The sequence below is a fragment of the Blastomonas sp. 34TW genome (assembly GCF_059803595.1).
Genome location: NZ_JAPFGW010000017.1, coordinates 1 through 24,821 on the forward strand (window position 1 = coordinate 1; position 24,821 = coordinate 24,821).

Sequence of the window (24,821 nt, forward strand, 5' to 3'; positions counted from 1 at the left end):
CCTAAGCGCGCTCACAAGAGCACGCTAAAGAGCGCTCAATACCTACCCAGACAAGGCGGCCCCCGCCGGATGGATACCGCGGACCGGCAGAGGCGTCTTCAGATGAACAGGGTGCATGCTTGCGGACAATTAAGGACGCATGCAGACACAAAACCGCTCTTAATCAGCGGGTCCTAGGTTCGAGCCCTAGTGCGTCCACCACCTTCTCCTTACTTTTCAAGAAGTTATCTCCCTAGTCAGATCGGGCGGCATAGATCGATTGTGTGCTAGGTAGCTCTCTAGGTAGCAACGCGCTAATGCAGCGCTGAGGTTGCTCAAGCGCTACGCATCAGCGGTCTTGGTGGTGAATTCAGCGTCTGCGAGTGGTCGTCTGCCATAACGCGAGTCGTCGGATCACGTACCGACCACTGCGTCGGCTAATCCCACCTCGCGTCTAAGCAGCACGGCACGCTGGGATGGCCGCTTAGAGCCTCCGGCAGCGCGGGGTCATAATGACAGCTAGGCTACCCGAGCTCCGATCCAGATCACCCGGCCGACAATATCGACGCCCTTGCGCTGGATGCCCTGCCAGCTCGGATATGCGGGGTGATCGGTAAGAACGGTCAGACGGTTCTTCGTTGGGTCGATCGCTATCCGCCTTACGAAGATTTCAGAAGACCCACGAATGGCATAAAGGCCTTCACGCACGCTCTCCTGGAAGCGAACTCGGCTAATCATAACCTCGTCGCCATTGCAGAGGGTCGGCTCCATCGCCTCACCAACAATTGGCAAGATTGCGACACTGGCGGGCTGATCACACAGCCGACCTAGCCAAGCCGCATCAACCAACCGCCATTGTGAGCGTGAATCGTTGCCTGTCCCGTTCAGTAGGGGGACTTTGATTATCGAACGCTGCCCGACTGTCGGCCCCTCCTTTCCACCCAGCATCTCTACGGGCACGTCAAAATGCAATGCCAGCAGCGCTATATCGCTTTGGTCAAGGCGGGCTGGAGAACCTCGTTTAATGAACTGCTGGATGTATGCCGAGTTTCTCCCGAGGAGGCGCGAGATCGATGCGTAGGTCTCTCCTCGCTCGCTGATTAGGCCATCCAACGCCTCCCGCGGCTCCATCCTATCATCTCCTTCGATTTCCTACCTCTCTATCACATGCCGGAGGACGAATCCTAGTCGGACAGCCCCGACAAGGTCAGTAGGGCAAGCGAAAGAAACAAACGTCGTACGGGAGCAAAATGCCACGGCACCTGCGCTACTGGGTCGGCCTCGACGCCGGCCACTCGGAGACTGCGGTCTGCCTCGTCGATGCCGAAGGACACGTATTCTTCGAGGCAATGACTGAGACCCGCGCTGCTCCGATAAGAGATATCCTTCGACGGTTCGGCGTTGGGCCTGTCCAGTCTATTACGATCGAGGCCGGTGTCGGCACTCAAATGGTTCGGGATCTCCGTTCGTTCGGGTTTCCCGTTCAAGTCGTCGACGTTCGCAAATCAAGCAAATTCCTGGCGATCCGACGTCAAAAGACTGATGCGAATGATGCCAAAGGTCTCGCTGAGCTTGGCCGACTGGCGCCGTCCTTCGGTCCCCATGTTTTCATCAAACCGGTGGAGCACCAGGACATCCGGATAATGATCAACATCCGTCGAACCCTGCTAAAGCATCGAGCCAGGACGGATGCGCTGCTCCAGTCCATATTCAGGTTGCACGGTGCCAGTATCAAGCTCCTGAATGGGCGAGGATCGCTCGCGGCTGAAGTCGCGAACCAACTCAGGCTTTTGAGCACCAACGGCGTGACGATCCGCGTCGATTTGGATCCCCTGGTCAGGATGGGAGAAGATCTGCGCTCTCATATCTTGGATTTGGATCGAAAGATGCGCACAATGGCCGCCAGCATCCCGGTCTGCGCCAGATTTCAGACGATTCCTGGCGTTGGGACAATCACAGCGCTGTCATTTTACAGCGCCGTCGGAGACCCGTACCGCTTTAGAAGCAATCGAGATGTCGGGCCTTATCTCGGCCTAACGCCCAATCTGTATCAATCCGGCGCCACCGCGCGCCGCGGCCGGATCAGCCGTTACGGGAACAAGCTGACCAGGTCGCACCTAATCACGGCAGCCACCGTGCTGCTTCGCACAATCAAAACCGAAAGTTCATTGCGTACTTGGGGCCTCCGGCTGGCAACAAAGATCGGATTTCTCAAGGCTCGCGTTGCCGTCGCAAGGAAGCTCGCTGTGATCATGATGGCAATGTGGAAGACTGACGCCTCGTTTGATCCAGACAAATCGAAACCGCGGTTCCTCCAGCCGGAGGAGGCAGGCTTGGACCCCGTACGTATTTCTGGGACCTAGATCCCGTTGTAGGTAATTGGGCCAAGCCTGCCGTCTGATCCCGCTGCCGGCGCCTTCTGTAAAGGGTCAAACCTGACGCATTATCCGCTAATTCAGCGATAGGGCATCAAGCATGACACATTATGCGCCCATGGGCACCAAAGCGGACCGAACAGCAACGCCGCCGTTCGCTGCCATGTATCGGCCGCGACGTTAGTTTAAGAGCGCGACTGCCGGGAACGCCAGTTTACGCGCGAGAGTCTCAATTTCCTCGCGCCATGCCAGCTTTTCTAGCCATGATCGGCGGATCGACGATGCGCCGTAAATTGCGCCGGCCAACTGCCCGGCAATTGCGGCAGTAGTGTCGGCATCGTCACCGAGGTTGGCTGCCAACAGCACGGCATCGTCAAAGCTCGTCGTGTTTGCCACGGACCAGATCGCTGCTTCGAGGCTGTGCGCTACGAATCCGCTGCTCGAAATCTGATCGCGTGCTTTCCCGCGCCAGCTACCGGCCATGATTGGACCGACCTCAGGTCCATATTCGCCCGAGGGAACCGCCAGGGCATCCTCAAAGCTGGCACCTAGGATAGCCGCCCGCAAGACCAGTGCATACGCTTCACAGGCCTCGAGGCACGCATCTGCAGCGTGCGTGGTCATGCTCTGTCGGCGGGCTACTCGTGTCACTACTGCGGGATCTTGCTGTATCCCCCAGATCGCGACTGGCGCGAGCCTCATTAGTGAGCCGTTGCCTGCCGAGTACGGATCGGTCGAGCCGGCAATCGGGTCGCCCGTTTCCTCGAACCGAGATAGGGCCTGCCGGGTTGCGATCCCGATATCGAAACAACTGCCGGTGGGACTGAAGGCGCCTTTCCTCCACCAATCGACAAAGCGCTGTTGTGCTTCGCCCGGCTCAAAAGCCGAGCCCTTGGCCGCGCTGGCGAGCAGAGCTTCTCCCAGCGCCAGGGCCATGGAAGTGTCATCGGTCCAGGTCCCCGCATCCAGGCCGAATGGCCCTCCCCCGACCATGTCCGTGATGTGGGCATAGCTGTCGCGCGGCTTGAACTCGAGCGTCGTCCCCACAGCATCTCCGACCGCCAGTCCAACCAAACAGCCATAGGACCGATCATAGATACGCTCGATCTGTCGCAGGTGATCTTCTTGTGCCTTCGTCTCAATTGCGCCAGGCCTGACGCGGCGGACTTGATCGATTGCACTGCTAGCGTCAGCAAGGCCAAGTTCGATTAGCAGCCTCGCTGCCACAGTACCGGCCCGGCCGAGCCCGCCGCGGCAGTGGACGAAAATGCCGTTCCCGTTGATGAGCAAGCCGCGCAACCGAGCTCCGGCCGTCCGCCATCTTTGCTCGAAATCTTCGGCTGGAGCCGTAACGTCTGGGATCGGCAGATGAAGCCATTCCATCCCTCGCGCAACAACCGCAGCTTCCAGATCTGCGACTCCCAGCAGACCCATCTCGTGCTTTTCAATCAAAGAGACGACGGCAGCAGCCCCCCACCCACGCACCGCGTCTAAATCGGTCGCAAGATCACGCTTCCAGGTAAAGCCAGCGAGCGCAGGCCCTTGCTTTCCGGGACAGAAGGAAATGCCGATGCGTCCTGATGCCGCCGGAAGTGTAGGGATCTGGATCGGATCAGTGGTGCTTGTTCGAAGATTTCTGCTCATCGCGCTTTGATATGACCGATGTACGACATTATCGGTCGTATAAACCTAAGGCACCTGACAGGTATTGGTGGCGGTAGGGCGAAGCCCGGCTTTCATCTGGCTGTTGCCTTTTTGGGTTTAGGTTGGCCCGCTTTACCAGACGGAGAGACCCGGATTTGCAAATGCCCGGTCTCGGTTCTGCGAGATTCAAAGCTGCCTGCCTTCTCGACCAGATCGCTCAGCTTGCTTTCACCATAGGTTCGGGGGTCAAAGTCTGAAGCGAGCGCTGCAAGGCGTTGACCCACCCGCCCAAGAGGTACCCAGCCCCCTTCATCATCGAGCTGCGAGATGGCGGTTCGGATCAAAGGTGCCGCAGCAGTGGGCGATTTCTTTACGCTAGCCGGACGAGCATCCTGTCGACCTGGCTCATCTGACGTTGGCGCCTCTGGCAGCAGGTTCTCAGTGTAGATGAAGCGGCGACACGCTTGGCGGAAGCTCTCGGGTGTTTTCTGCTCTCCGAAGCCATAGACATCTATCCCCTGCTCACGGATACGCGATGCCAAACCGGTAAAATCACTGTCGGAGGAGACAAGGCAAAACCCGTCAAAACGACCGGTGTGCAAAAGATCCATCGCGTCGATGACCAAAGCAATATCTGAGGCATTCTTGCCGCTGGTGTACGCAAAGTTCTGGTGCGCCTTGATCGCATGAGTGGCGAGAACGTCGGCCCAGGGTTTAAGCCTGGTCCCGGAGAAATCGCCATAAATGCGGCGGACACTTGCCTCACCGATCTTTGCAATCTCTTCAAAGAGGCGCGGTGCGATCCGGGAGGATGCATTGTCTGCGTCAATCAAGACAGCAAGACGGGGGGTGCGGGGTTCATTGGCCATTTTGCACCATTGCCCTGATATCCATTAATCAGCCGATAAAGCTTGCAAGGCGGCGGCTGACAACGGCCTGATCTTGAGGGGTCCTGAGCAGGCGCTTGGCCCTATCGTGCAAGAATTCGCCTACCTCGAGCACAATCAACCTATAGCCATGCTTCGGCAGTAAATCGGCGCGGCGCTCATCATATAGTCGGCGCTGTTCACCCCGAGGCACCCCGGAAACCGTTGGCTTATCGTCGAAGAATCCGACACGTTCTCGGTGTTGGCGCTCATGATATTCCACGACGAGGCCAAGAGCAGGATAAAAGCCATCGACAGGTAATGGCTTCCGGTGACCACGCCGATCTGGATCTCCGGTCAGAAACGGGAAGCAATGCTGTCGGACCGCCTTCAGCCCGAGAACCGCGTCGCAGAGATCGAGCACGTAATGCTCGTCACGAATTGCGGGCTTGCAAGCGCCTTGTGCAGCCTTTGACGTCGATCGGAGCCTGACACTCGCTCCTGTTAGCTGCGCTATGACCCGTTCGATGTCTCGGTGCTGATCGCTCCCTCGCACAACCTCCCAACGACCGTTGTGCGGATGCCAATCGAGACTTGCAGCTCGAAGCGCTGCTCGCAGGCGCTTGGGGTCTATGCCGCTGGCGGCGGCCATTTCTACAGCCGTGATCAATTCGCTTGGGCCAGCCATCCAATCTTCCTTTTCCCAATCAGGCCCATTCTTGTCCCTCGTTCTCGGTCAGCCGTAAGCCAAATTCCTAAAAGCGACCACCCACGACAAAAACGGTCGCATGGTTACTACCTGCGCAGCTTCGAATTGTTGAGATTTGACCAATCAAAAGGTACGAAGCCGAACGCAAGCCTGGCGGCCAGCCGCCATGGAATGAGTAGTTGTATCCTGCGACCGAATTTGTCGTGATAATCATTCATCCTCCGGCGACGCAGAAGGAAGGGTTCAAGAAATATGGATAAGTTCCGGATCCGCTGGGTGGACTCAATGCACACTGGCGATAATTTCGAACTCATTCTCCAGGCGCTCGAAGTGGGTCGAGACGAAGGTCCAATCATCTTGGTTCCTCGACGGGCGGCACGTCGACTTGGTACTAAAGCGGGGGCGGACTATCAGGCTTTGGTGTTCGAAAATCCGGACTGGCTCGGCGCGCACCTTGTAGAGTATCGGGACCAGCTCAACCACGAAATCTGGCTTGGTGTATGCGAGGGTGTCCCAAGGGAGAGGCGGCAGGATGCAACAGTAGCCCTGTGGCATTATGCCAAACTGATAAATGAGCTCGCAGGTTGGAATCGGAAGCTTCCACGGCCGGGGAGAGCCGGCTCCTTAGCACCCCTTGTGTACGGTGCTGTCAAGGAGCCACCAGCCGAATTCGTTGAGGCGTTCCTCGAACAATCCGGAGATGCCTTCGAAAGCATGGCTGCGGAGTATAAGAATTTTCCGGCAAACATTCTGATTTCGCGAGAATGATGCCCATTCCGGTCGGACTGACCGGCCTCGCTTGACGTATCCAGGGCATCGCTGCTCGCGCAGATAACATATCAGGATATTCAGGGTAGAATGTCGCTAGACCGTCTTCGCAATATCGTGAACCCCACTGCGCGGCCGCCATCTGGCACCATTCGCCGATTAGTGCCCGCTGCGTTTACCAAGCAGAGGACGCTTGTAATCCCAAAGGGCCTGCTCGAGCAGTAACAGCGTCTGCTGGTCAAGGTCAGGGGCGAAGAACCAGACCGTGGTCCTTATGTCGAACGGGTGCTGTGCCGCCCACTGCTTGAGACGCATGGCAGAGGTCCCGTTCCCCCCGGTCAAGCCCAGATGCTGAGAGAACCGGCTGACAACGGACTTTGAGCTTCCGACATAAATCGCTCCAGGATAGACGTTTTCATGCAGCCGGCTGTAGCTGAGCTTCTGACCAGTACTGTCACACGACGCTGGCTTGCGGTCATAGCTCGCGCGAAGCTCTGGGTAGCCAGCTGGATCGACAAGCTCAAAACAGTAGATGGCGAGTGCGGGCGCCATGCAACGGCGACGCAGGCTGGTGACGATCTCGGATGCCCGATCAGGGGACAGGATGTCGGACAGCGGGAAGTTGACTGAGGTCTCACCCAGCATTTCGACTGTCTCTAGGCTTCGGGCAGCTCTCTCTAGGCTCTCCACAGCTTGCCGGCGCCACGCGTCAATCTCCATTCATATGGTCCTTTTGAACCGAATTTTTCGCGTTGGTCGTGCTGCGCTGCGGACGAAGATCAAGGGCAAGCTGGCTCATGGCGAGAATCTTGTTGTCGCTACCTCTGGCAAGGTGGTTCACCAGATCCTCCTGATTGGGCTGCCCCAAAGCTAGTCTGTAAAGCAGGCGCTGACGCTGTAGGTGATCAAACCGTGGGATGTCCCTGCTTTTGGCCAAGGTAAGAACATGACGCTCAACGTCGGCATTCTTGAAGGTCCACCATGGTGAGAGCCCCGTTTCATTGGGGTACTGTTCTTCAGCCAGCGCGGCAGCATTAGTCCACGGTGATCTTTTGTCATTCGGGCTGCCAAGCGCCTGGTGGCCGACTTCTGCGCCCAGCGGACGGCGCACCATGAGACCGCCATACCGCACGATCCGCCCTTCCCGCTGCTCGAGATCGATTGGGCTTGCCGGCAGATCCCAATGGACAATCCGCTGGCACCAGCTGTGAAAATCCAGACCCTCCTGGCCAATCGATGTGGTCGCGAGGACATGCGGCCAGAACGGCGTGTTGAAGGCGCGCCTAAGGCCCTCGGCACGGGGCGGTGCTTCGGCTTCGACTTCGTTGAGAGCTCGTTGTGCGGCTTCGGCATCGACACCGTCGGTGCCGCTGAAGGGTACGGCGGCATGGCACCGTAACCGGATCAGCTGCGACGAGGTAGGAATTCCCCGGAATGTGAACCAGCCCAGCGATGCGTGAAGCGCTGATCCGAGATCCTCGAGGAGGTTTGCCGCTCCCGTCTGTCCTTGCGCCAGCCAGAAATGCTCGTCGAGGACACTCTCCAGCCCGCCCTCGCGAACCGCCGCCAGGAGGAGCTCGGTCGGATTGCCATCACCGAGGCGACCCCAGAATACCTTGTTGTCGAGGTATGGCCGAAGGCGATGCCAGCAGAACCAGACAAGCTGATCGAAATGATCGGCTTCGAGCGCTTCCGAAAAATGTCGCATCCAGGCCCGTGCAACCGCGATGGCTGGCGACCCAAGAGCCAGATCTGCGAGGCGGCGGAGTTCTTCAGCGCTGATCCAATCCTTGCCGCCAAGCGCAGTGGTAAACCCTTCCACATGATCGCGGTCCGAAAGGATGCGCCCTAGCACGACCTCTGTCCCCGCCGCCTTCCGCCAGGCAGTTTGGGTCAAGGAATAGTCGCTCGTGCGCCGCTCGATTGCCGCCAGCAGGTTCCAGAGGGGGCGTGCGCGCTGAGCATCCTTCTTGGGCGAGGTTCGCACGGCGATCCCCAGCGCCTTGAGTTCGGCGCGGAGCTGACGGGTCACTGTCCGGAGTGCGTGTTGTACCGTGGTGCAATTGCCTTTCAGGGGGTCTGTCGCTTGAACCAGAAAGGGCGATGGATGGAAGAGCGCCATGACCGGCAGACCTGATTTGGGGGCCAGACGCTTGCTTTCCCATTGCCGCCTGCCAGACTTGGTCGATTTGTGGAGATAGGCATCTTCGACATTGGCGCTTAGCAGTGCCGCGACGCTTTGGGGCGTTGCCCTGAACCGGCTGAACATAAGAGTCTTCTGCGAAGGGCGGTGTTTCCATGGGCCGGCGAGCGGCCACCAAGGAATTGAGGGCGCTACCCATGGCAAAGCGAGGTCTCGTGTCTTTGCCAAGGACTGCAGAGCCCTGAACTTGGGACTGCCCCAGCCATCCTTGCTATCCCCTGCCTGGCGATTCGATCGCTGCACAGGGATGCCGGGCGCATGACCGAACTCGATGGTATCAGAGATTTTGTACCGCGAGCCAAGCGCCTGAGCGGGCAGCGGAACGGACAGCCAGTACGCGGCCGCGGCCGTCTTGTTCCGGTCTGATACCTTGCTGGCGAAGTGCTTGAAGGCGCGTAGGTCTGCTGGTGCTATCGGCAGCGGCATTCGAATGGTCCGGTGGTCCAGAGCCGGATTGGCGGGACGCTCAGTTCGCGCGATGCAAGGGCGCAGCAAGGCCTCGATCTCCTCGCGCGTGGCACGGGCACGGCGCTCAAGGACGGGATCGAGCATTTCGCCCTCGTGGTCACCAATGGCTCTCAGGATCTCCCCGAAGCTGACAAAGAGCTCCTCGGCACGCTTGCGCGTCTCGCTATTGACGGTCAGGAACTCGATCGTCTCATACAGTTCCTCATGGGCTTGTGGGCCGTCTTTTCCATCCCACGAATCTCCATAGAGCCGATAAGGCGTCGCGGAGAGCAGCAGCATGGCGGGCCGCTTCTTGCCTCGGCCAAGGAGTGCGAGACCAAGCCGGTCCCCCTCGGCGGGATGCAGCAGTTCGCGAAAACGCTGGAATTCGTCAAAAATGATCAGGTCAGGTGGGGTTGCCTCCAGGCAAGCCTCCGCAAGCAGGCGCCGGAGCACGGTTAGGGTGCGCGCTGCCGACTTTGCGTCCGCGGCTTCTGCAATCCGGCGGCCCAGCTTTCGCCCGCTCCCCCCTGGATCGAACCGGGCCTTCAATGCCTTGCGATAGGCTTCGATGAGCTTTGGGGCGATGGTCTTAAAGGCTTCCTCCGCAGTTCGGCAGGCTCGATCCCAACTCACCTCCGCGCGCTGCTGGATGAATCGGCTTGGCAGGAGACCGCTCACACCCGGAACCGCACGTTCGAGAAGCATGCCTAGAAAAGCCCTCTCGGTCGCGGAGCCTGGCGTTGGCCGCGCAGTCTCCGACGGAAATGACGTTTGGGGAGCGAGGGAATAAACCCGCAGAGGTGACGCTGGCTTTTTGCTCTTGGACCCCAGATCGAGCGGAATAAGGGCGAGGCGATCGACAGTCGAAAGTGCTGGTTTGCGGGCGTCCTTGTCTCCAAGGAAGTCGACCAGGCGCGAGGCGTTCTGATCGGAGACCCGCGTGTTGTTGGTGATGTAGTAGACCGTGAGCCGCTTGCGTCCGCCAGCCGAGAGCCGCTTCACAACCTCGCGAGCGACGGTGGTCTTGCCGAGCCCAACCTCGTCGGCAACGAGAAACCGGCGACTACCGGCGCCGATCAACGCTGCTACCGCGGCCTCGACTGTAGCCAGCTGGAATTGACGCGGGGTGCTACTCATTTCGTCATCAGCACGTCTCGCGCGACGCTCCAAGTTTGCTGTAGATCGAGAAGATCCTGCCGATCCTGAGGCGACAGATGCTCGCCGTGTGCCAAGATGGCTGCCACGTAGCGGTCCAACATGGCGTCGACACGTTGCAGTGAAGTGGTCTTCTCTGCCCGGTCTTTTGCCCAAGCATTCAAAATGTCTTCGAGGGCGAGACCGTCGAATTTCCAGCTCGCCTGGCGCGTAGTGCGCCCACCATCATCGGCGTCCCAATCATCTTCTGTCCCGGGCACTGTCCCGCCCTCAAGCATCTCACGCAGCCACGTCTGGAGACCAGCCACACTGAGGAAGCGACTGATTGCCGCCGCATCACGCTCGGCATCGAGCCCAGGCGTAACGGCGACCCGCAGCAGCCATGACGCAGGCGGGACATCCCCGACCACCAGTCGAAACTGGACGAGGTCCGTTTGTAGGGAGATGGGTACTTCGCCAAGTTCGACCCTGGTCATTTCGGTATTCCAAGGGTGCAAAGCCATGGTTGCCAGCCCCACCTCCAGCCTTGCCGTTGCCGGCAAAATCGGTACCTTTTCGGACATGAGTTGGAAAAATTTGCCTTCTCGGAACAGCTTGATCGGCATGTCCGAGATCGCCCATCGAATCTGCTCCAGCTGAAGCTCGCTTGCGTCGGTCTCGGCTTCTCCGAGACTTTGCAGAAGCGACGGCGACACCGGCGTGGCAGCGCCTACGATCGCCATGATCCCGCCAATCTCGGAGTTACCTCCCGAAAAACGGGCAACGACCTCTGCATTGCGGCCGGACCAGGCTCGCTCCGTCGCGTTGGCGCTACCAGCGACGATCTCGACACGGTCATTTTTTATGGCGGCAAACAGTTTCGCATGAAGGCCCGAATGTGCGCCGCCAGGGCGCCCTTCATCGGCATCCTCGCTGGCGGGCTCAGATGGCTGCACTTCAACAGCATTTTCAGTCTGCTCCCCTTCTGGATCAGGCGCTGCGAGCGCGAGCGTCCGAAACGGTGCGAGAAGCGAACGGCTTTCGGGGCCAAGCTTACGCAGGGCAGCTAGGCTGGTGACCAACGTCCGATCCGAGCTAGCGGCTGTCATGCGAGCAAGCGAGCCGACGAACGCGTCGCAAAGAAAAGGGCTCAGCACGACAACCTTGTGCCCCGCCACATCAGCGAAGGGCGGACTGGGGTCAGATCCCCTGGTCCACAGATCGATGCTCGACACCTCAACACCCTCGGGAGCTATCCAGCGCACCCCTTGCAGCTCGGCCCTCAAGGTGTCGGGATCGAACCCGGGCAACACGGCCTGAGCCGCGAGTGTGGCGCCAAGATCAGCGATGCCGTCGATCACCTGGCTACCCTTGCGGCGCCGGCTTTCCCCGTCGAGCACCAGCCCGAGATCGAGATCCCGGCTCGTGGTGAGATTTCGGCTGCCAATCCACAGCCGCCAGGTTCGCTGAGACTTCTCCCCTTCGTAGCACATCAGCGCGGCCTTGGGGTGCCAGCTACTGGAGCGCTCCCGGTAAGGCATTTCAATGACGAACTGGTCGAGGACCGCAGTGATCCTCGGCAACCGTGCGCCGCGGTGAATGCGGCCGCGCTGGACGATGAAGCGCACCTTGTCCCGCAAGGCCTCGACCGCGCCAGCAAAATCGGACCGGTTGCCTCCAGCGCTGTCTCGCCCACGACCATGGAGATTGAGCAGCGCGCCGCCGAGGACGATTGGATCAGCAGAATAGGCGGCGAACAGAGCCAACCTGGTTTGCGCTAGCTTTGGTGGGCGCAGCAGTTCGAGAAATGCCTGTCCTGGAAATTCTTTTGCGGCAGAGCTCATGCGCCAACGAGATCCTTCAGCAGCATTTGCACCTGATCCCAGCGGTAATGGAGTGGAGAGCCCAGCGGGTGATGATCATTGTCCCAGTCGGCTCGCTGATCGGCACCGAACTGACTGAGTGACAGGCGGGCGCGTCGATGTTTGCGGAAGGTTTCGGCGTCGCGGTACACTGCTTCAAGGCGCATTGGATCGGTGTGGCCGGTCCGGACCCATGCCAGGGTGTCATGAAGTGCGGTCGCCACCACTGGCGAAAGCTCGCTTCGGTCGTTCATGTCCTCGAGAAAGTCACTCCACTCGAGGCGCTCGGCTTGGGCAGCCCATCGTTCCAGAATGCTCGGAAGTGCGGCCCGCTGTGTCTGCGAACGGTTGCTGCCGTCCACCTCTTCGCACAAGGTTTCGACTTGGGCAGCGTAGACCGCTCGCCCGATTGCAGCGAGAGCAGCGGCTTGCCCCGCCCGCTCAAGTGCGGGCCGCTCGATGCCCGCTATGTCCAGGACTTGCGAACTCCACGCGGTGGGGCTCGCCGCGACATCGTGCCCAACCAAAAGCGAGAAAACCGATAGCGCTCCCGGGTTCTTGGGTGAGGTGAGCTTCCTCAGCCGCTTCGCCAAAAATCTGCGTTCAGAATGGGTCAGGTCGAAACTGAGGGTGCCCTCGCCCGCCCGGTGCCATTCGTCGGGAGGATCCGGACACAGGAAAGGCCAGGACGAGTCCGAGATAGGTGCCCCCTCGTCGTCCTTTAGTGAGCTCGTAGACTTGCCCGCTATGAGCCGCTCGACCTGATAGCGGCTCAAAGGTCCGGCCCCATCCTGCTCGCGGAGAAGCCCCCATCGATTTAAGGCCCCCCAATAGACCTGGCTCGGCCGCTGTTCGACCGGGGCAGGATAGTTGCGGATGCCGATCACGCCGGATGGCTCGTTCATCAGTCGCCCCGTCAGCAAATACTCCCGCCGCTTGATACTGTCCTGCGTGCGTTGCCCCTTTGCCGGCTTCAAGAACTCGTCGCGATAGAGCCATGGCACGAAAAGAACGTAGCGCAGCCGGGTGTGAAGAACCGAGGTCCCTGGGAAAAACCGATCGGCGTAACGCTGATGGACGATGAGAAATCCGATCTCGTCACGAACCCCCTGCTGGTCGGAATTCATGAACCTGCGCGCCTCGCGCATTGCGTCGGGAGAGAGGTAAGTCATGCCGAAGGAAGCCAAGCGCTGCCTCCATTATTTTGAAGCCTGAGAGTCACCTTACATCTGCCCCGCAGTCAGTTCACCGGTTTCGGTCCAGAATACGGCAGCACCTCGAACCGGCTTGCCTGCCTTCAATTCGACGGCATCGGTGTAAGCCGCAAGCTGAGGCCAGTAAGTTTCAAATCGCGCCACATGATCAGCAACCGTGCCACTCTTGTGGTCCACGATCATGAAGCCATCCGTTCCCTCGGCGATGAGATCGACAATGATGCTCTGACGTCCTCCGTCGGACAGTTCGAGCTCGATTGGCTGTTCGATATGCAGGCGCGGATAGCCAAGCTCCATGAGGGTCTGGCGAAGCGCTTGCGCCTGTTGCGCGAGAAGCTCGACCTCAGCGTCGGAAACCCGGCAATGATCGCCTACCCTGCCCCGCAGATCTGGCCGGCATAGCAGGATCCGCAATGCCTCGTGGACTGCAGTTCCCTTATCCGTTGCCTGGGCGAGATCCGATCCAGTGAGCCGGACACCTGCGGAAATCGCCCGGGTCTCGATTTGACGAGGCAGCGGCCGAGCAGTGGCGACGGCCTGCGAGGGACTGACCACCGAAACCAGCGGGCCGACCGCTCGCTTTTCAATGGCAAATCTGGGTTCGCGGTCGCTGCTCGCCAAGCAGACTCCGCCTTCCGTATCGAACGATGCTGGGATCTCCTTGTCACAGATCGTCATGCGCGATGGGAAGTTCGCCGAACCGACAGTGATCTGATTGCCCTGCAATTTGATGCCACAGACGTCGTTCAAAAGACGGCGCGCCGTGATCGGCAATGGCGGCTCAACCTTGTCGTCGTCCTGCGGCCATTCGATGATCAGGCGATCACGCGCACGCGTCAGAGCGACGTAAAGCAATCGGCGCGCTGTTTCTTCACTCTCGGGATAGAGCTCATGGAGAAAGCGCGCCGTCGCCTCTGGAGCAGCAAAATCAGGAGCATAGGCAAGTGTCGCCTCTTCGATCACATGATCGAGATCGTCGAAACCTGGAAACTTTGTGCTGAATGTTCCAGCACGAGGATCAAGCTTGTGGTCCAGGCCGCATACGACCACGATCGGCCACTCCCGCCCCTTCGATGCGTGCCAGGTCACGATCTCGATGCCGTCGGCCTCTGCGCCGGCAGGATTGGGGCGCAAATCCTCGCCCTTCAATCCCACCTTGTTCTCAAGCCAGCCAAGGAAGACGTTGGCACTCTGCCCATAGAAACCGGAGGCTTCCCGCATATCGCGGTGTGCCTCCATGAAAGCCGCCGCTTCAGCCTCGAAGCGAAGGAGATCCGCTCTCATCTGGGCTGGGTCGTCAAGCCGGTCGCACCAGTCCCGCAGTCCGACGACCTGGATCACCTGGTGAATCAGTCTGTCCACGGGCGTCGCAAGGGAGTCTGGCCAAAGCCCCTGCAACGCCGCTAGCTCGGGTGTATCGATCTGGCCATTACGGGCCAGCGCGCCGAGGGCTTCTGTGAGATGCGTTGCGCCAGGCCCGAGGGTGGCGGTGCAGATAGCTGCGTGATTGTCTGCAGAATCGACGGCGAAGCGGAGAGCAAAGCACGCAGCCTGGACGATCTTGCTTTGCCACCAGCCACCTTCTGCGACGCGGACTGGCAAACCCAGCGCACGCAGCGCAGCCGCGTAGCTCGCGCAGTGGTTGTGCGTCGGACACAGGATTGCAACGTCCCGCGGCTCCAGATCGCGCAGGGCCTTGGAATGCCTGTCGACGATGGTGACCTGATCATCCGTCAGCAAAGACAGGAGCCGATCAGCGATGAAATGCTGGGGCTTTCCGCCAGAGCGGGCGCCGCGTTTGTTGGCCAACTCGATGACCTCCAGGGCGGTGTCGTGCCCGGCGGCGTTCTGCGCGGCAAGCGCAGTGTAATCGTCTCCGAATAGGCACGGGCCCAGCGCGTTCACGAAATCCATGATGCGCGGATTGGAGCGCCAGTTCCGGTCGAGTGGGCTGGTTTCAAATTGCTGTGTAAGCGCGACGGTCAGCCGGGGATCCGCGCCCTGGAAGCCCATGATCGCCTGCTTGGTGTCCCCAACGATCAGCGCCCGCTTGGCCCTACGCGCGAGTGCCCACAGAAAGGTGAACTGGATCGGGTTGGTGTCCTGGAACTCGTCGACAATGACGCAATCGACCTCGTCCATGATGGCGCCAAGCACGGCTGGCTTTTCCTCGAGGATCCGCGCGGCGTTCGTCACCATGTCGCTAAAGTCGATGACGCCGAGCTCACGCTTGCGGGTCTCGTAGTCCGTCATCGCCGACTGTGCGCCTTCCACCAAAGCGCGCGCATGCGAGACCGCATCCTCAAGCGGTCCGGGATGAGAAACGAGGCTGTCGGCCGCCAGCATGACCGCCGTTGCAAGATCATCGTATCCATCAGGGGTCGGACTGCCGCGCTTCGACAGACGGAGATCGCGCAGCCTTTGCCACAGCCGCCAGTCCTTACCATTGGCGGCGAGGAGCTGCTGCGCCTGCTTCAGAGCCCGAAAATTCTCGCGGAATGCAGTCTTGGCGGCGGCACTGCCTGCCTCGTCAGCGAGCGATCGCGGAAAGGCGGTAAGCAAGGCATCAACAGCCTTCTTCAGCCCTGCTGCCAGGGTATCGGATTTGCCGATCGGCGCTCCGTACCCGGCTCGGATGGATGCCTCGACAAAGTCGGCCATGGCCGGATCGCTGCCCCGCGGTCCTAGCGTTCGCAACAAAGCGATGACGCCGAGCAACCTCTTGCGGAAGCTGTCCTCTGCGGTTTCGTCGGAGGAGAAGCTTCCTTGATAGCCAAGAGCGGCCAGGTTCCGGGTGATCTCGCTCAGTCCTGGATTTTCTTCGATCGAGCGGCGGATCAGCAAGTCTTGCTCGTCTTCGGCGATAAGGCGCTGCTGCGGGGATGACCCCGATGCGAAGGCATGCTCGATCAGCAAACGGCGGCCCAGCCCGTGGATGGTAGAGACATAGGCTCGTTCGACAGCCAGCGCTGCTGCAAGATTGCTGTCCGCAATGAGCGCGCCCCTGATCCGCTGCCGCAGTTCCCCGGCGGCGGCTTCGGTAAAGGTAACCGCGAGGATCTTCTCGGGCCGCACCTTGCCGTCCCTGACCCATTGGGTGAGGGTCTCCTGGATATGGTGGGTTTTGCCCGCCCCTGCCCCTGCGGGTACAATCGAAAGTTCAGTCATCTTGATCGTCCGGAAGGGTTACGGAGGGAGCGGTGTCGTCGCGCATGAAGGCGGTGATCAACGGACTGTCCTCCAAGGCGTAGGTGCCAAGGGCTGCTGCCTTCTGGAAGAATTTGGCATCGGCCGTGGTGTTTGTTTCTAGTCGGCCAGCCTTGAGGGCCTCGAACCGAGCCGAAATCAGGGCAAGTGCATTGGCAGCGATGTCGCCGGCAACGAGTTCGACCTCCGTGCTATCGAAGACCTCAATCCCGTTGAGGAGGACGTTCCCGTCGTTCAGCGTATGATAGGCAACGGCCGGGAGCTTGGACCAACCGCTCAGAGTCTCGCCAATTCGGACAACGCCTTCATGGCTGCGCTCATCGATCCGCACGCTCATGCGTCGATAGAGGTCGACCTGCAGGTCCCAGCCTTTTTGAAGGCGCTGGCGCCGCGTTCCCGAGCTGCTCTTCTTGTAATCGACGACAATCGGCTGCCCATCGGGAAGGCGAAGCAGGCAGTCAGCTTTGCCGTGGACGGGATGGCCGAACAGGGTGCCTGAGAGCCAGAATTCGTTGCCGACGATCTCGGCATCGAGCGATCTGAGGACCATCGACCAGTGCTTAGCCGCCTTTGTAATCTCCGCCTCGAGCGTATTGCGTTCGACAGCCCAGACCGACGTCTGCAGGAACGGCGCAATCGCACGAATCCGTTCCAGCAGCAGCTCAGGCACCTTCTCTTCGATGACTTCGTTCGAAGGATGATCCTTGCCCGGTGGGAACAAGCGCTCAAACACCTCGTGCGCGAGCGAGCCACGCAGCATAACGTCAAGCGCCTCCGGCTGCCACGAAACATGCTCGGCGCCGAGTTCGGCCAAAACCCAGGCCAATGGGCTGATGAGCAGCTTCTCGAGACGGCTCGGGCTCTGCGCCCTCGGGCTGCCATCATCCTTCTTGCGTAGACCAAGGAGATCGAGATCGAACTCGTAGTGGCTCGGCACCTCAAGCGGCTGGAGCGGTTCCATCACGGGACGTGGCTTCCAGGCCACCAGCCTGTCCCAGATAGTCCCTTCGCTATGCGTCAGCGGCACGACCAGTGATTCTGGGTCTTCCAAGCCTGCGACGAGACGCGCGATGAGAGGCAAGCTCGACGAGACGGAAAGAAAGCTGCCGCCACGATCGCGTTCTGACAGGAGGAAGATCACCTGTTCACTGGCGGCTCCAATCTGACGCGCGAACAGCTCGAGCGCTGCATCGAGCTGCTTAGCCTGCGACGGTAGCTGCAAGCCAGTTGCCCCGGCAATCGCCACAACCTCGCTATCGAGGAAGAACGGATTGCCCGACGGAGATGGCGGATAGGCACCATCGTTGAAGCCCAGGACGAGAAGCTTGCGGAACTGCCGCTTGGGCGCTTCATGGGCCAGCATCACCGAGATGCCGCCAAGGAAGTAGTTCCCCCGTGGGCAAGGCGGCGCCTGATAAGCAGCGGCCATTTGAATGGCCTTTTCCAGTTCTGCTTCGGCGGCATCATTGGCATTGCCGAGAGCAGCCAGGAGGCGCGATGCCAGCTGCTTCGCCTCGGCTACATCTGGCGCGAAGAGTTCGTCATCACTGAGCAGCCTTTGGAAGGAGCGTATCTGCTCCTTGAGCTGACCGTTCGTAGCAGGTGATGCTGACCGAATGAGCGTGAAGAGCGCTGCCTGTTTCCCGCTAAAGCTCTGCACCAGCATCGGCTGAAAATCGCCGGCCATGACTGCACTGGCCAGGGCCGTTCCCACGTCCGGGGGCCAGCAAAGGATCGGGGAGCAGTAGAGCGAGGCGAGCGCCATGGCGGGCGCTGGGCGCCGCCGGCATTGCAGGAAATGCAGGAGCGTCTCACCCCCAACATTTCTGCGGTCCGGAACACCAGGCAAGGACGATGTCGTAAGGCCGGCCTGCCCGAAAGCTTCGGACAGGTAATGAGTGTATTCCGGCCCGGACGGCAAGATGATGCAGATCTCACTGGCGGCCAGAGTTTGATCTTCGGCCAGCCAGCGCTGGACGATGGCTGCGGCTGCTTCGCATTCAGTCAATGCATCCCGGACGGAGAGAACCGCGAGGCTGTCGTCCATGGGCGCGACAGGCGCCGACGGGTCCAGAAGATGCCGTTGGACATGACCGGCAAGGACCGAGGCAGGCGCGCGGCAAATCTTGCGATCCGAAATCAACCGCACATGGTCAATGTCGTCCTCGTCGAGCTTGCCATGGTGGCTTTCAAGGTGCTCGAGCACAGCACGCTCGAGAGACGTCAGCTGGGTGCAGTTTCGATCCCAAATGACTTGAAACGACTGCAGTGCCTCGGCCGCTTCACAGGCCAGAATTGCCTTCAGCGTTGCCAGGTCGGACGGCACAATCGCTGGACTACCAGCCCAAAGATCCCGTAGCGCATCAATGTGGACGCGCGCCCGCCCATCCGACGGCAAAGCATCGGTCGTTATCGATCCTGGCTCCAGGTCTCGCGTGGCCATCATCAGATGGCCCAGCATGGCCCCGATGGCCGAGGCTGTCTGTTCAGGGGCGACCGCGAAGCTTTCCGCCCAGGGCACATTGTCGCCCAACGTTTCCAGGACCTCGCGCAGGGGCTTCTCGGTACAGTGAGGCAAGGCATAGAGGCTCGCCAGGAGTTGGGAGCTGAGCGGCATGCAGCTCGCAAATGGCGCGTCGCCGATCCGAAGATGGCAATTCTCAAACATTCAAACGAATCCCCCCGACAATCGTCGCACTATGCCCTGCCCTATCCCTGCCAAACCATTACGACATATTCGGTCGTAGCATTTCCTGAGCAGCGGAGAGACGCTTCTCCATCGTTTCCTTCAATGCAGCGGGCCCTTCGATGACCAAGTCGCCCGCCCATCCGAACAGATGATTGGCGAGTTCGAACAGGCCGCCGGAACGAAACCGCACCAGCAGTTCCTCGCCATCATCTTCGAACTGCTGATGCGGGTGGAATCGCCATGCGCGCGCACGCTCCACCGCATGCGGGAGGACCCTCAGCACAATGTCATGGTCTTCTTCTTGCCAGATGCCGAAACTGCGGGCCATCCAGGCGTCGAGATCCCAATCATCCGGTGGGCAGCCGACGATCCCGCTGTCTCGAACGTTGCTCATACGGTCGAGCCGAAAGGTGAATGGCGGATCATCCCGATCCGGCATCTTGCCCAGCAGATAGGTGATCGGGCCGTGGATCAATCCATACGGGATGACGCGCCGCCAAGAAGGCTCAGCCGCCCAATCGGGCTGATAGTCGAAATCGACACAGTGGGCGGCAAGGATCGCTGACTGGATCGTTGTCAGATCCCCGGGCGAAGCGATGACCGCAGGCCCTGCGGCAACTCGCGATCGCTGCAGCCGGGTGAGCAGATCGAGATCATTGTCCAGGCGGCGCCGCTCGGCGCTGTCGAAGGCGATCTTGATCTTCGACAGCAGCTTCTCAAGTGCTTCGGTGTTGGCGGTGCCTTCAATGCGTCCGGCTTCAACCACGGCCTGGAGGGCGGCGACTTCGGCAGCGTTTGGCCTCGCATAAGCCCGACCCGGGCTATCCTTGATCCTGAACCGTTTGATGCGGCCATCAACCGTTTCTTCCAAGTCGAAATGAATGAGTATGACGTTGCGCAGACGCTCAACAGTTCTACGGTTCACCTCGAGCAATGCAGCCATCTCATCGAGCGACAAGCCTTCGATGCTTTGCGTCAACGCATGCACCAGTTTTAGTGTGCGATCGAGATTACTGAGGCGCTTTGTCATTCCAGCTACTGCTAACTGCCTGCTCTTCAAGCGCAAGTCGGATCACGCGTAATCCCCACATTATACGACCATTATTGTCGCACTCGTATGTTTGAAGGCTCCTCATGGAACTGGAGCTCAGGGAGATTGCGCACAACATGGCACGTCAAAGGGCAGCACAAGCGGAGTTCGGCCAGAACGAGCAGGGCGAAACAGCGCATTTCGCGCATGCTGCTGCGCGCGTATTGCAGGGGTTGAGCGTCAACCAGGTGAAGCGGTGCGGTGAGGATCTGATTGATCTCATTGACCGGGAGGTGCCGGTTGCGGCGCTGCAAAAGCTCGCCAATAGGGAAAAGCCCTCCTTGGTCGAAATGCGGGCGGTAGCTCGGCAATTGGCAGCGAAGCGTGCCAAGCAAGCCCAGTTGGACAATGTCTTTGCATGGGTTGGTGAACTGTTCGGTCTGGATTCCGCTGAAATCACGATCCTCACTATTTTCGCTCGCTGGGGGAAATTTGAGTGCTGGCGGGAGCTCGTGCGCCGTGCCCCCATGTCATGCAGCAACCTCACCCCCAGTGCCGTTGCTCAGCTATCTGGCCTTGCCAACAATACCGTCGAGCAGAAATTGATGCCCGGCGCCCCGCTCTTCGCGTCCCGTCTCCTTCATGACGACCGTGACGGAGAATACAGCCTGAGCCCGCTGCTCAGGCGCCTCATTCGGGTTCATGCGGAAACCCGGGAGGACATGCTGCGCTGGCTCATGCCTGAACCGGAGCAAGGGGGACTGCTTTGGGATGATTTCGAGCACCTCGATCCATTGCGGGGCGTCGCACTCAAGATCCTTGTGAGCAAGGAACCCGTCAGCATTCTGTTGTTCGGCGAGCCCGGCACGGGAAAGACCGAGTTTGCCCGTTCGCTCGCCAGTGAAGCAGGAAGCGGCGCGATCTTTGCCGGTTTGAGCGACGACTTCGGCAACGAGCCTGATCGCTCCGAGCGTCTCGATCATCTCATGATCCTGCGCGCCATGTGCCGCCATCACCGGGACCGGGTTATCGTCGTCGACGAAGCCGACGATGTTCTGATGATGAGCGAGCGCAAGGGCAGTTCCAAGCAATGGATCAACCGCCTCGTTGAGGCTCCCCAGGTTTCCACGATCTGGATCGTCAATCAGCGTTCGCGACTGGACCCTGCCGTCTTGCGGCGCATGACCCTCGCGATTGGCTTCGATAGGCCGCGCTTTGCAGTGCGAGAGCGGGTTGCCCAAAGGTCCGCTGAGACAGCATCGGTTGCCCTGAGCACGGCTGAACTGCGTGAGATCGCGAGCCTGAAGGCGCCGCCTGCAGTCGTTGCGGCCGGCCTGAAAGCCGCCCATCTCGCCAGCGGCGGGGCCGACGTTGCGAAGACCGCCATCCACAGCGTGATGCGGGCCCTCGGCCAGTCCTGCGCCCCCGATGCACCAGGCAGTTCGATTTATGATCCGAAGCTGTCGCGGGCGGACACTGATTTGTCTCGTCTTGCTGAGCGTCTGGCCGCGACCCCAGACCGGGGCTGGAGCCTGTTGCTGTCAGGGCCTTCAGGTACAGGTAAATCGGCCTTTGCACGGCACCTCGCCGAGACCATGGGATTGGATATTGAAGAGCGGCGGTGCTCGGACCTGATGAGTCCCTATGTAGGCGAGACCGAACAGAACATCGCTGAAGCCTTCGCCAAGGCCGCCGAACGCGGCGCGCTGCTATTGATCGATGAGGTCGACAGCTTCCTTTACCGCCGGGAAGCCGGTCAACGGAGCTGGGAGGTCAGCCAGGTCAACGAGATGCTGGTACAGCTCGAACACCTCCGCACTCCCTTCATCGCCACGACCAATCTGGCCGACAACCTCGATCCAGCGACCCAGCGTCGCTTCACGATCCGGGCTGTGTTCAATGCCATGACGCCAGCGCAGGCAGGCAAGCTTTTCCAAGCCCGGTTTGGCCTCGACTGGCCCTCAGAGTGGCCCATCCACCATGGCCAAACGCCAGGTGACTTTGCGGTCGTTGCGCACCGTGCGGATCTGTTGGCGGAAAAGGATCCAGCTGTCCTCGTGCGGTGGCTGCGTGACGAGATTGATGCCCGTGGCGACCAGGTGCGGGGTACGATGGGGTTTCACCTCCACTCGCCCCCTGCACCACGTCAACGCGCAGAAGATTTGGACGAGGCAGCGTGAATTCACCCCGAAGCGGCTGAGCTAGTCGACCACAGGGTAATTCGGCATCGGCCAAGCGTGATCCGGGTTATCCATCATCAGGTCGACGAAGATGGGCAGCAGGCAACCCAGAAGAGACGCGCCATCCCTGACTTGGTCACGGTTGACGTCGCTGTTCCAGGTTGCGCCGCCATGCACCAACTGGTTCCTCAGAACGTAAAGCCGATCAAAGAGGATCGAGAGAATCCGGGCAGTGTCGTGCTCGCGCAAGGCATGATTGATAGCAGTCCGGCTCCGCTCAAGCTTTTGCTCCCAATCCGCATAGCCCGGGACACCATTCTGGTGCTGCCAGAACGGGTGATAGACATAGCGATTATCCAGAAGCAGTCGGATTTCCTGGCTGAACCGTTGCCAGACGGCATCGTAGACGCGGTGACGGGCGTCAAACTTCACCAAGGTCGAGAAAAATGCTTGAAAGAGGCCGCGCTCGCCCTCCGGCGCTGAGCTACTGGCCGATTCTTCGACATCACCGGCATAGGCCGCGTTAAATCCAATCCAGAGAAGGATGAAGCGGACATCATGGTCTTCATCCTCAGCTTCGGCTCGTCGAAGCCACGATAGCGCACGGTGCACGCGAAGCCCCAAAGGCTTCTGGAAGCCGTCCCGCAGCGAACGCTGCTTCTCCTTCAGAGCTTCGGGATGAAGAGTATTGCCCAGCGGATATCGATAAACCATGCGCGCAGCTTAGCGCGAGGAATCCTAACGGAATAGATCACGGCGTGATCAGTTTGGAATTCGCGATACGGCGCGGATCCACTCATCAATTTCCGCTTCGACCCAAACTGCACATTTGGGCCCCAGCGATCGTGACTTGGGGAAACGCCCTTCGCTCATCCGCTGATAGATGGCTGAACGACGCAACCCGACGCGGGCCATCACTTCCGGCAGTCGAAGAAGTCGGGCCGGCGGCACAGTTTCCGCCGGCGGCAGGTAGGGCGTTTCATCTTGTGCTGAATGCGACATTGCTGATCTCAATCGTAAAGTTCGGTCCCCTCCGAACTCTTAGGCTTACCGTGACAGCGACATTGCGATGTCGCGGCCCACAAAATCATCGATGTGCTTGGCGAGCATTCGCGCCACAAGCTGTGAGGTGCCGTTGGCCCACCTAGGCCGCAGATCCTCGATCCGGCGGCCGAGGGTCCGCTGCAGATGGACGGGCAGGCTGGTGAAGAACTCTTCGAGAAATTCGCCCATCTCACCATGCATCCACTCGCAGGCGAGATCTTCCTGCCCGGCGAGAGCGAGGATCATGCTGGCTCGGGGATGTGCTCCACAGGCGGCGAGCACACGAGCTGCTTCGTCGAGCCCGATGGGCCGCTCGCCGCGCGCAACGCGAAGCAGGGTCTCGCGATGCATTCCGCATTCATTGGCAATCCTGTGGCGGGGTTTGCCGGCGGCATCGATCGCATGGGCAAGCACGCGAGCCAGGCTTTCATTGGCCGGTCTGGCGGCGGCGGTTGGATGGTACATGGTTGTCTCCTCGCTTCTGCACTGGTGCGACTCGCAGGCATAACGCGAAGCATCCCATGTAGGAAAATGAAAAGAACATACGCGGAACATCTCGTTTAAAGGCGAATCAGTTCCTCGGCCCGAGTCGTCGGCGGATCACGGCGCATCGGGCGGCGATCTTCGACATAAAAACCCTACATTATCGCCATCATCGCTGTTGAAGACCGACGGGCGCTGAAAAATGTGTCCGCATCCATCCGTCTCCAAAGCGGATCAGATGCCAACCCTTTCCTACGATCATTTCCTAGATGCATGTGGAACACACAGCGAACGCAAGAACGCTGTGACCACCCCTCCAACCGGAGCTTCACATGCAGTCCCTCACCCTCCCCCGGCGCGCCAGCGTCAAGGGTCTCGGCAAGACCCTCAACATTGCCATCCCGGTCGCAGTCGCGGCGCTTGCGGCGAGCGCCGCCTATGCTGGCGCGGACACGACCTTCACCCCTGCCCTCACCAAGTTCACGGATTTCCTGGAAGGCTCGGGCGGCAAGATCATCACGGTCCTCAGCCTCGCCGGTGGCCTGATCGGTCTGGCATCCGGGCGGTTTTCGCTGGGCCAGGTCGCCGTTCCCGTGGGCGTCGGTATCGGCGTCGGCACGGGTGTTCCGATCGTCACCTCGGTCGTGACCGCGGTCATCTAAGCGGTCGGACGGGAAGGCGACGGCGCCATGGCAGACCCCTACATCATTCCCCGACGCCTCGATGACCCAGAGCTTATCGGCTTCTGGACCATCGACGAGTTCGCGGGAATGCTGGCCCCCTTCACCTGGGGGATCCTCACCCAGCATATCTTCATCGGCATCATCGTCGCCTTCGGCGCCTGGTTCGCACTGCGAAAGGCAAAAGCAGGACGCGCCAGCTCCTGGGTAGCCCATGCCGCATATTGGTATCTGCCTGCAGGATTTCTGGGTCTCAAGGCAACGCCGCCTTCCCACTGCCGACTGCTTGCCGGTTGAGGGGAGA

19 protein-coding genes and 1 tRNA gene are annotated in these 24,821 nt (G+C 60.1%); 6 read left to right on the forward strand and 14 right to left on the reverse strand.

Features of this window, described 5'->3' with window-relative positions; genetic code table 11:
- The first annotated feature begins 133 nt into the window (after positions 1-133).
- Positions 134-201 (forward strand) — tRNA-OTHER (locus tag OPU69_RS17580).
- A gap of 297 nt (positions 202-498) precedes the next feature.
- Here the strand turns inward: OPU69_RS17580 and OPU69_RS17585 are convergent.
- The gene (locus OPU69_RS17585; RefSeq protein WP_066275480.1) at positions 499-1,110 is read right to left on the reverse strand and encodes a S24 family peptidase; all 612 of its coding nucleotides are present in this window, start codon (positions 1,108-1,110) and stop codon (positions 499-501) included.
- Between the two features lie 119 nt (positions 1,111-1,229).
- Between OPU69_RS17585 and OPU69_RS17590 the strand changes: the two genes are divergently transcribed.
- Entirely contained in the window at positions 1,230-2,342 is a 1,113-nt protein-coding gene (locus OPU69_RS17590; protein ID WP_066275477.1) for an IS110 family RNA-guided transposase, read from the forward strand.
- Positions 2,343-2,534: 192 nt separating this feature from the next.
- Here OPU69_RS17590 and OPU69_RS17595 read toward each other — a convergent pair whose 3' ends face one another.
- From OPU69_RS17595 to OPU69_RS17605, 3 genes are all read right to left on the reverse strand, one after another.
- Positions 2,535-3,998 (reverse strand): ADP-ribosylglycohydrolase family protein, encoded by a 1,464-nt coding sequence (locus tag OPU69_RS17595; RefSeq protein ID WP_066275471.1) that lies wholly within the window; start codon positions 3,996-3,998, stop codon positions 2,535-2,537.
- 92 nt (positions 3,999-4,090) lie between these two features.
- On the reverse strand, positions 4,091-4,867 hold the full coding sequence (locus OPU69_RS17600; protein WP_498512790.1) for an NYN domain-containing protein: 777 nt from the start codon (positions 4,865-4,867) through the stop codon (positions 4,091-4,093).
- Between the two features lie 28 nt (positions 4,868-4,895).
- Complete coding sequence (locus OPU69_RS17605; RefSeq protein ID WP_498512792.1) at positions 4,896-5,552, reverse strand: hypothetical protein; 657 nt, start codon at positions 5,550-5,552, stop codon at positions 4,896-4,898.
- A gap of 273 nt (positions 5,553-5,825) precedes the next feature.
- Between OPU69_RS17605 and OPU69_RS17610 the strand changes: the two genes are divergently transcribed.
- Complete coding sequence (locus tag OPU69_RS17610; protein ID WP_498512793.1) at positions 5,826-6,341, forward strand: hypothetical protein; 516 nt, start codon at positions 5,826-5,828, stop codon at positions 6,339-6,341.
- A gap of 159 nt (positions 6,342-6,500) precedes the next feature.
- Here OPU69_RS17610 and OPU69_RS17615 read toward each other — a convergent pair whose 3' ends face one another.
- The 7 genes from OPU69_RS17615 to OPU69_RS17645 all read right to left on the reverse strand — a co-directional run bounded on the left by OPU69_RS17615 (position 6,501) and on the right by OPU69_RS17645 (position 20,130).
- A complete protein-coding gene (locus tag OPU69_RS17615; RefSeq protein ID WP_498512795.1) occupies positions 6,501-6,986 on the reverse strand; it encodes a GIY-YIG nuclease family protein in 486 nt (161 codons plus the stop codon).
- Between the two features lie 64 nt (positions 6,987-7,050).
- Positions 7,051-10,131 (reverse strand): C-terminal helicase domain-containing protein, encoded by a 3,081-nt coding sequence (locus OPU69_RS17620; RefSeq protein WP_498512797.1) that lies wholly within the window; start codon positions 10,129-10,131, stop codon positions 7,051-7,053.
- On the reverse strand, positions 10,128-11,972 hold the full coding sequence (locus OPU69_RS17625; RefSeq protein WP_498512799.1) for a phospholipase D family protein: 1,845 nt from the start codon (positions 11,970-11,972) through the stop codon (positions 10,128-10,130). The genes OPU69_RS17620 and OPU69_RS17625 overlap by 4 nt, the downstream gene beginning before the upstream one ends.
- Entirely contained in the window at positions 11,969-13,177 is a 1,209-nt protein-coding gene (locus OPU69_RS17630; RefSeq protein WP_498512801.1) for a DUF6361 family protein, read from the reverse strand. Before OPU69_RS17630 ends, OPU69_RS17625 begins: the two co-directional genes overlap by 4 nt.
- Positions 13,178-13,213: 36 nt before the next feature.
- A complete protein-coding gene (locus OPU69_RS17635; RefSeq protein WP_498512803.1) occupies positions 13,214-16,372 on the reverse strand; it encodes a UvrD-helicase domain-containing protein in 3,159 nt (1,052 codons plus the stop codon).
- A complete protein-coding gene (locus OPU69_RS17640) occupies positions 16,365-19,028 on the reverse strand; it encodes a PD-(D/E)XK nuclease family protein (protein ID WP_498512805.1) in 2,664 nt (887 codons plus the stop codon). The genes OPU69_RS17635 and OPU69_RS17640 overlap by 8 nt, the downstream gene beginning before the upstream one ends.
- A 109-nt stretch (positions 19,029-19,137) precedes the next feature.
- Complete coding sequence (locus OPU69_RS17645; protein ID WP_498512807.1) at positions 19,138-20,130, reverse strand: helix-turn-helix transcriptional regulator; 993 nt, start codon at positions 20,128-20,130, stop codon at positions 19,138-19,140.
- Between the two features lie 104 nt (positions 20,131-20,234).
- Between OPU69_RS17645 and OPU69_RS17650 the strand changes: the two genes are divergently transcribed.
- On the forward strand, positions 20,235-22,310 hold the full coding sequence (locus tag OPU69_RS17650) for an AAA family ATPase (protein ID WP_498512809.1): 2,076 nt from the start codon (positions 20,235-20,237) through the stop codon (positions 22,308-22,310).
- Positions 22,311-22,331: 21 nt separating this feature from the next.
- Here the strand turns inward: OPU69_RS17650 and OPU69_RS17655 are convergent, their stop codons facing one another.
- From OPU69_RS17655 to OPU69_RS17665, 3 genes are read right to left on the reverse strand one after another with little or no spacing between them, the layout of a single operon-like run.
- Complete coding sequence (locus OPU69_RS17655; protein WP_498512811.1) at positions 22,332-23,024, reverse strand: hypothetical protein; 693 nt, start codon at positions 23,022-23,024, stop codon at positions 22,332-22,334.
- A gap of 48 nt (positions 23,025-23,072) precedes the next feature.
- Complete coding sequence (locus OPU69_RS17660) at positions 23,073-23,312, reverse strand: AlpA family transcriptional regulator (RefSeq protein WP_031286199.1); 240 nt, start codon at positions 23,310-23,312, stop codon at positions 23,073-23,075.
- 45 nt (positions 23,313-23,357) lie between these two features.
- On the reverse strand, positions 23,358-23,819 hold the full coding sequence (locus OPU69_RS17665) for a transcriptional regulator (protein WP_486570763.1): 462 nt from the start codon (positions 23,817-23,819) through the stop codon (positions 23,358-23,360).
- Positions 23,820-24,169: 350 nt separating this feature from the next.
- On the opposite strand from OPU69_RS17665, the gene OPU69_RS17670 reads away from it, so the two are divergent.
- Together OPU69_RS17670 and traL are read left to right on the forward strand one after the other, a co-directional pair.
- Positions 24,170-24,499: a hypothetical protein gene (locus OPU69_RS17670; protein ID WP_054725555.1), complete on the forward strand. Its 330-nt coding sequence runs from the start codon at positions 24,170-24,172 to the stop codon at positions 24,497-24,499.
- A gap of 27 nt (positions 24,500-24,526) precedes the next feature.
- Complete coding sequence (gene traL / locus OPU69_RS17675; RefSeq protein WP_020819170.1) at positions 24,527-24,814, forward strand: type IV conjugative transfer system protein TraL; 288 nt, start codon at positions 24,527-24,529, stop codon at positions 24,812-24,814.
- Positions 24,815-24,821: the final 7 nt, after the last annotated feature.

Bases quoted from the DNA above. Each gene is read 5' to 3' on its own strand.
- OPU69_RS17625 (WP_498512799.1), bottom strand. From the start codon at position 11,972: ATGAGCTCTGCCGCAAAAGAATTTCCAGGACAGGCATTTCTCGAACTG.
- OPU69_RS17650 (WP_498512809.1), top strand. From the start codon at position 20,235: ATGGAACTGGAGCTCAGGGAGATTGCGCACAACATGGCACGTCAAAGG.
- OPU69_RS17600 (WP_498512790.1), bottom strand. From the start codon at position 4,867: ATGGCCAATGAACCCCGCACCCCCCGTCTTGCTGTCTTGATTGACGCA.
- OPU69_RS17670 (WP_054725555.1), top strand. From the start codon at position 24,170: ATGCAGTCCCTCACCCTCCCCCGGCGCGCCAGCGTCAAGGGTCTCGGC.
- OPU69_RS17665 (WP_486570763.1), bottom strand. From the start codon at position 23,819: ATGTACCATCCAACCGCCGCCGCCAGACCGGCCAATGAAAGCCTGGCT.
- OPU69_RS17620 (WP_498512797.1), bottom strand. From the start codon at position 10,131: ATGAGTAGCACCCCGCGTCAATTCCAGCTGGCTACAGTCGAGGCCGCG.
- OPU69_RS17655 (WP_498512811.1), bottom strand. From the start codon at position 23,024: ATGGTTTATCGATATCCGCTGGGCAATACTCTTCATCCCGAAGCTCTG.
- OPU69_RS17595 (WP_066275471.1), bottom strand. From the start codon at position 3,998: ATGAGCAGAAATCTTCGAACAAGCACCACTGATCCGATCCAGATCCCT.
- OPU69_RS17590 (WP_066275477.1), top strand. From the start codon at position 1,230: ATGCCACGGCACCTGCGCTACTGGGTCGGCCTCGACGCCGGCCACTCG.
- OPU69_RS17635 (WP_498512803.1), bottom strand. From the start codon at position 16,372: ATGACTGAACTTTCGATTGTACCCGCAGGGGCAGGGGCGGGCAAAACC.
- OPU69_RS17645 (WP_498512807.1), bottom strand. From the start codon at position 20,130: ATGACAAAGCGCCTCAGTAATCTCGATCGCACACTAAAACTGGTGCAT.
- OPU69_RS17610 (WP_498512793.1), top strand. From the start codon at position 5,826: ATGGATAAGTTCCGGATCCGCTGGGTGGACTCAATGCACACTGGCGAT.
- OPU69_RS17585 (WP_066275480.1), bottom strand. From the start codon at position 1,110: ATGGAGCCGCGGGAGGCGTTGGATGGCCTAATCAGCGAGCGAGGAGAG.
- OPU69_RS17605 (WP_498512792.1), bottom strand. From the start codon at position 5,552: ATGGCTGGCCCAAGCGAATTGATCACGGCTGTAGAAATGGCCGCCGCC.
- OPU69_RS17615 (WP_498512795.1), bottom strand. From the start codon at position 6,986: ATGCTGGGTGAGACCTCAGTCAACTTCCCGCTGTCCGACATCCTGTCC.
- traL (WP_020819170.1), top strand. From the start codon at position 24,527: ATGGCAGACCCCTACATCATTCCCCGACGCCTCGATGACCCAGAGCTT.
- OPU69_RS17660 (WP_031286199.1), bottom strand. From the start codon at position 23,312: ATGTCGCATTCAGCACAAGATGAAACGCCCTACCTGCCGCCGGCGGAA.
- OPU69_RS17640 (WP_498512805.1), bottom strand. From the start codon at position 19,028: ATGCCGCTCAGCTCCCAACTCCTGGCGAGCCTCTATGCCTTGCCTCAC.